A 395-nucleotide genomic window follows, 5' to 3' on the forward strand; every position below is an offset into this window, starting at 1 on the left:
AGGCGAACGGTCCCGGCTATCCCGATGAGAGGGCAGGAGGCGGCATTGGCGGTGCACCCCGGCGTAACCGATGAGCTACTCGCCGCCTACCCGGTGGCCCGCACGGATGACATCGCCCTTGCCACCGATGTGCTGCAACGGGTGCTGCCCCGCCTCCCGCTGCAGCTGCGCGTGGCCACGCCCGGCGACGACTTCGAGCTGCACATGAACGCGGTGGGAATCGGGGAGCTGACCACCGGCTATCTGCGTTTCGGCTCGGACACCCAGATCCTCAGCGGAGCGACCCCGTATTACCACGTCACCCTCCCGCTGACCGGCGGCGCGATCTGGCGGGTGCAGCGGCACGTGGTGCGGTCCACTCCTTCGGTGGCGGCTGTGCTGGGCCCGGGCGCCGC

Annotated in this window: 1 protein-coding gene; it reads left to right on the forward strand. The window is 70.4% G+C overall.

Going from position 1 to position 395, the window contains the following annotated elements; genetic code table 11:
- Nucleotides 1–24 precede the first annotated feature (24 nt).
- The coding region (locus ABEB12_RS23275) for an AraC-like ligand-binding domain-containing protein (protein ID WP_345703071.1) at nucleotides 25–395 on the forward strand (371 nt) is incomplete at its 3' end.

Source organism: Actinospineispora eucalypti, from assembly GCF_039543365.1.
GTDB lineage: Bacteria > Actinomycetota > Actinomycetes > Mycobacteriales > Pseudonocardiaceae > Pseudonocardia > Pseudonocardia eucalypti.